This window comes from Myceligenerans halotolerans (assembly GCF_054782975.1).
This window is the reverse complement of the sequence record NZ_BAAGRL010000040.1, coordinates 1-5,319: the sequence shown is the minus strand read 5'-3', so window position 1 is coordinate 5,319 and position 5,319 is coordinate 1. Positions and strand designations below refer to the sequence as shown.

6 protein-coding genes are annotated in these 5,319 nt (G+C 64.7%); 1 reads left to right on the top strand and 5 read right to left on the bottom strand.

Annotated elements, in window-relative coordinates; all coding sequences use genetic code 11:
* Positions 1 to 1,343, bottom strand: a 1,343-nt coding sequence (locus ACYVK5_RS21330; protein WP_460707982.1) for an RHS repeat-associated core domain-containing protein, incomplete at its 3' end; no start/stop codon positions are given.
* Between ACYVK5_RS21330 and ACYVK5_RS21325 the strand changes: the two genes are divergently transcribed.
* A complete protein-coding gene (locus tag ACYVK5_RS21325; RefSeq protein ID WP_460707981.1) occupies positions 1,342 to 2,223 on the top strand; it encodes an HARBI1 family protein in 882 nt (293 codons plus the stop codon). The genes ACYVK5_RS21330 and ACYVK5_RS21325 overlap by 2 nt on opposite strands.
* A 24-nt stretch (positions 2,224 to 2,247) precedes the next feature.
* On the opposite strand, the gene ACYVK5_RS21320 is transcribed toward ACYVK5_RS21325, so the two are convergent.
* The 4 genes from ACYVK5_RS21320 to ACYVK5_RS21305 all read right to left on the bottom strand — a co-directional run.
* Entirely contained in the window at positions 2,248 to 2,427 is a 180-nt protein-coding gene (locus tag ACYVK5_RS21320; RefSeq protein WP_460707980.1) for a hypothetical protein, read from the bottom strand.
* 92 nt (positions 2,428 to 2,519) lie between these two features.
* Complete coding sequence (locus ACYVK5_RS21315; protein ID WP_460707979.1) at positions 2,520 to 2,780, bottom strand: DUF7660 family protein; 261 nt, start codon at positions 2,778 to 2,780, stop codon at positions 2,520 to 2,522.
* Positions 2,781 to 2,963: 183 nt separating this feature from the next.
* Entirely contained in the window at positions 2,964 to 3,416 is a 453-nt protein-coding gene (locus ACYVK5_RS21310; RefSeq protein ID WP_460707978.1) for a hypothetical protein, read from the bottom strand.
* Between the two features lie 7 nt (positions 3,417 to 3,423).
* On the bottom strand, positions 3,424 to 5,319 hold a 1,896-nt coding region (locus tag ACYVK5_RS21305), incomplete at its 5' end, for an RHS repeat-associated core domain-containing protein (RefSeq protein ID WP_460707977.1).

Sequence of the window (5,319 nt, the reverse complement as noted above, 5' to 3'; positions counted from 1 at the left end):
GCCCGGAACGAGCGCTCACCCTGATCAGATAACAGAACGAAAACGAACCGACCGGCCCTGGTCGCGGTGCGGCCGGTAGCGGTTAGGACGCGTTCGCCTTGGTGGAGGTCTTGGGTGTCTTCCCAGGCTTGGTCGGTGACTGACCAGAAGGGGTGGTCCTCGGTGGTGACGATGAGTTCGCCGTTGACTTCGAAGTCGTACAGGTCGTCCTGGTGGACCCAGACGTGGGTCACTTCGCGTGCGGCCTGTTCGCCGGTCTCGGGATCGGTCGCGATGACCTCATCGCCAGGTTCGATGTCGGCGATGGCCTTGTGAGTGCCGTCGGCCATGAGGACGAGGGTCGCTGCCCCGAAGCTCTTCCAGGGGCATGATGCTCCGCCGCTTGAAGATCCGCTCGACCCGCCGCTGTTCTTGAGCGCGGACTTGATGGCCAGTGCTGCGGCTTTGCCTCCTCCCTTGCTGACGAGGGTCTCGACGACGATGGCTGAGAGTCGTCCGAGGGCGTAGGCCGTACGTCCGGAGTCGAAGAGTTCTTTGAGGTTGTTGAACTCGTCGATGAGGCCCTGGATCGCGTTCCACGGGTTGAGCGCGTCGGCGAAGAGTTGCTTGTTGAAGTCGAAGAAGGCCCTACAGCCCGAGCCGAACGCGGAGCTTGCGCACTGTTTGAGGTAGGTCCACTCAGTCTGGGCGAGTTGGATCGCGCCCTGGACCATCTCGGCGCCGTAGTCGATCAGCCCTCGAGTGAACTCGGTGAAGAACGACGGTTCGACGGTCGTGGTCGTGGTCGGCGGCGGACCTGCCGGTGGCGGTCCCTGCACGGTCGGGGCCGGACCCACGATCGTCCCGGCTCCTTCGACCGTGAGTGTGACCTCACCCCCCACCGGCAAGGTGAGATCCTTGCCACCCCTGATCAACCCGCTGGGGTCGCTGAACGTGACTGGGCTATTACCCGCATACGCGTAGCCGTGCCACTGCTGGGGATCGGTCAGGTCCATGACCGGGTCCACGGACAAGAACCGGCCCAGGCCCTCGTCGTACCAGCGGGCTCCGACCAGGGTGTAGCCGGTGGAGGCGTCGCGAGTCTTGCCCAGAAAGCGGTGGTCGCCCGGGAGGGCGTCTGCGCTGCGGGCGGCGCCGTAGGGGGTGGTGTGATGGCGCACCACCTTCTGGGTGGCCCAGTCGGTGTTCGGGATGGAGGCCAGTGAGCCTTTCCCGGTAGGTGGTGTGTCGTCGGCGACACGCCGTGTGGTGTGACCTGCGGGAACGGGGTGCGGGACTCCAGTAGAACGGTTGTTCCTTCCACAGATCAACCGACCGGAGTCCCGCGTGTCCGATGTTCTCATGCCCGCTGCCCGTGTGTCTGGCCTCTGCGACGACGGCGTGGTGACCTATGAGGCGGTCCTGCCGTTGCGGGCCGCGACGGTGCGGTTCGTGGCCGGCCTGCTCGAACGTCTCCAGGCCGAGCTGGGCACCAGGGCGGGCCGGCGGGCGCTGGACGCGTGGCGCCAAGCGGTGCTGGTGTGCCGCTGGTTCGCCGACGGCACCCGCGTCAAGCAGCTCGCGCGGGACAACCGGATCGGCCTGTCGACCTGCTACCGGTACCTGGACGAGGGCATGAACGCGCTGGCCGCGGCGATGCCGAGGCTGGAGAGCGTGCTGCTCGCAGCGAAGATCGCCGGACACTCGCATGTGATGATCGACGGCACGCTGATCCCGACCGACCGCTGCAAGGCGTCCGGCCCCACGAAGGGCGTGGATCTGTGGTGGTCGGGAAAACACCACAAGCACGGTGGGAACGTGCAGGTCGTTACCGCCCCGGACGGCTGGCCGATCTGGTGCTCGCCCGTGCGGCCCGGCCGGGAACACGACACTACCGCCGCCCGCAGACACCCCGGCCTGCTCGACCATCTCGACGCCTGGACCCGCGACGCCCACGGCGTGCGCGACGGGCGACGGCACGCCCTGGCGGACCTCGGCTACCAGGGCGAGGACAAGATCCTGACGGTGCCGCACAAGACGCCCAAGAAGGGGAAGCTGACCGATGACCAGAAGGCCTGCAACACACTCCACTCCGCGGTCCGCGCCCTCGCCGAACGAGGAAACGCGCTGCTCAAGGGCGCTTTCAAGGTGCTGGACAAGGTCTCCATGAGCCCCGGCAAGATCACCCAGATCACCGCCGCCGCCCTCGTCATCCTCCACATCGAACACGACCGCACCACCTGAACTAGACAAGCACCGCCACCCGATCTACCGGGAAAGGCCCAGTGGGGTGCCGTGGTGGTCGGCGACGAGGGTGGACACGTTCTTCATGCCCTTGCCCGTGCGGACCGCGACGGTCTTTCCCGCGAACGTGTAGTAGCGGACGCCGGTCACGTCACCGGCCGCATCCATCGTGAGCTCCTGCCCACCATCCAGATAGGCAGTCACTCCCATCACCAACTCGCCACTGCGACCGTGAGCGGCACCCCGCGCAACGGGACCAGCACCGTGGTGGTCGCATGCCAGGTCACCAAATCTAATCACTCATAGACAAGGCCACCCGAATAGATCATTGCAACGATCGCCCAGGTCGAAACCTCCTCCTCACCTCTCCCAGCATTTCGACGCAAGAATGAGTCCAGCCCTTCCAGCCAGGCACCTGACGCCTCGATGAAATCTGGAGTGCTGAGATTCTCCACGGGAGCCTCCCCCTGCCGGGCCTTCTGGGCAAGGTCGGCCAAATAGACGACCAGATCCTTACGCGACCCCACAGCCAGTGCCGCATCAACCGGGCTACTCACCGGGACCACACCTCTCCTGTGCCGCGGACAACAATCGATGTCCCAGCGGCATCCGCGTCGAACTTCCAGGATTCCGCTGCAGCCTCCGCAGGGCTCGCCATAGCGTACCGAACCCGATCCAGTCCCGCCTTTTAGAAAGCCACTAGACGGCGATTGTCGAGTGTATACATATTCCCATCCTTATCAACCGGACGAATCCAAAGGCTTTACCTCGCCACCTGCACCAGTCTTTCGTGCTCCAAGGAGGGCGAGTTCCCGGCCAAGAATGAACTCGCCGCAGAAAACCGTCAGGGACGACCATGCTGCTGGCACGGCTCCAAACTCCCAGCCAACCCAGACCGCGAGAGCGCACGTGACTGCCAGGAACGCACCGCTCAGTGCGATACGGTGCCATCGCGCGCCTTGGGCAAGCACCGTATCGGGAGAATTCCAACCGAGACGACACGCCAGACGATAGAATGTGAATACACCCACGGTGACTGATGCAAGCACCATGATCACAACAAGAACCGCGACATTAAAGACTGCCCCTGCGACTATTGATCCGCCAGCCATCAGAAAAGCCGCCATCGCCGCAATTCCGCGCATCCTATCCGCTTTGGCTCTCATGGATTTTAGATAGTCTCCACTGTCCAAGATTCGATCATTCCTTCCCTGGAACCTGGCCAGCTCCCCAGCCGCCAGTCCCGATCAGAAACTCAGTGATAAAAGGCATCTCTCTTCCCGCAGCAACCCTGAAGAGTTGGGCTACACCGGCCCCGACTCCCGCGGTCGCGAGACCAATCCCAGCTGAAACGAACGATACGACCGCCTCCTCTCGGTTTCCAAGGCGCCAGTTCGCTAGGCCATTCACAACAGAGAATCCAGATGATGCCATTCCGAGCCCAAAGCTAATGGCTTGCCCGGTAGCAAATATCCTGCCACCAATCACACACCCTAGCCCAACGGTCTGGACACAGGTTGTAGCCGTAATGCCAGCCCCGATGCCCTGAATTCCGAGGCCCGCAAGGCTGCCCATGCCTGTCCAGAATGCGGCATCGTCGGTCCATCCGGCAAGGCCCTCAGCAGTCAAGAAGGTATCGTGTGCCCAACTTCCCATTTGCCGCCACCACGGGGCACCGTCGCCCTGCGGGACCTCCGGCATCAGCGCCGTCGTAGTCACCGTCGTTGGAGTGCTGTCGCTGGGTCCATCCGTAACCATCGGAATGGTAGGAACCCATGGGTCAGCAGGGGCTGATGGTGGGAGTGTAGGACTCCAGCCACCGCCTGAGGACGTGTGTTTCACTGCGGCTTTGATCTGATCCTGAGTGTCGCCGTTGAGGCTGTCGGAGGCGACCTCGCGCAGACCGGTGGGGTCGCTGTACGTGACCGGGTTGTTGTGTGAGTACGCGTACCCGTGCCATTGCTGGGGGTCGACCAGGTCCATGATCGGGTCCACGGACAGGAACCGGCCCAGGCTCTCGTCGTACCAGCGTGCCCCGACCAGCGTGTATCCCGTGGAAGTATCACGGGTCTTGCCCATGAAGCGGTGGTCGCCCGGGAGCTGGTCGGCCGACCTGGCGGCGCCGTACGGGGTGGTGTGGTGGCGCACCACCTTTTCCGTGGCCCAGTCCGTGTTCGGGATCGAGACCAGCGGCGTACCGTGATGATCAGCCACCAGGGTGGACACGTTCTTCATGCCCTTGCCGGTACGCATCGCGACCGTCTGTCCCGCGAACGTGTAGTAGCGCGCGGCAGACACCTGGCCGCCCGCGTCACGGGAGACCTCCTGCCCGCCGCCGACGTACGCGGTCACGCCCGTGACCAGCGGCGTGCCACCACTCGTCGCAGCGGCACGAGTGATCCGCACCAGCCGGTCACCGTCAGCGGAGTAGATGTTCTCCGTCGCGACCGTGCCCTCATCCGAAACGACGGGATCCGCGTCGCCGCCCGCCTGCCCGTCACACCACGTTTCCGGGTCTTCCCCGTCGGGAACCTCACACTCAGCCTCCACCGGCTGAGTCGACAGCGTCGCGTCCGTACTCGTACCAGCCAGCTCTGACTCCACGTCGAAGTCCAGGCCCTGGATCGCGGTGCGGGTCTCGGTCTCACCCGTGGACGTAGCGGCCGCGCCCTCGGTCACAGTCGTGCGCCCGGTCGTGTTCCCCGCCAGGTCGTAGGTGAACGCTTCGGTGATCGCGGCCGACGGCGCATCCACCGTGACACCCGTGACCTGATGCGGGCTCGTGGGGTCGTACTCGTAGGCGGTGGTCGTGGTCCCCTCGGCGGTGCGGTGGGTCCACTCCTGGCGGTTCCCGTTGCCCTCGAACGCCCAGGAGTCCCAGTACGGGGCAGGGCCCGCCAGAGTCGCGACATCCTTCGCCGCGGCACAGTCCGCCGTCGCACCCGAAACCGCCGGCGTCCACGCCTCGGTCAACCGGTTGAGCCCGTCATAGGCGAAGCACTGCCCATCGGCCTCCAGCCCCTCGATGCCTGGCACGTCGGTCTGGGACAGGATGTTCCCGGCATCGTCGTACGTGAACGTGACGTCCAGATCCGT

Coding starts and splice junctions, on each gene's coding strand:
- ACYVK5_RS21325 (WP_460707981.1), top strand. CDS start 1,342: ATGCCCGCTGCCCGTGTGTCTGGCCTCTGCGACGACGGCGTGGTGACC.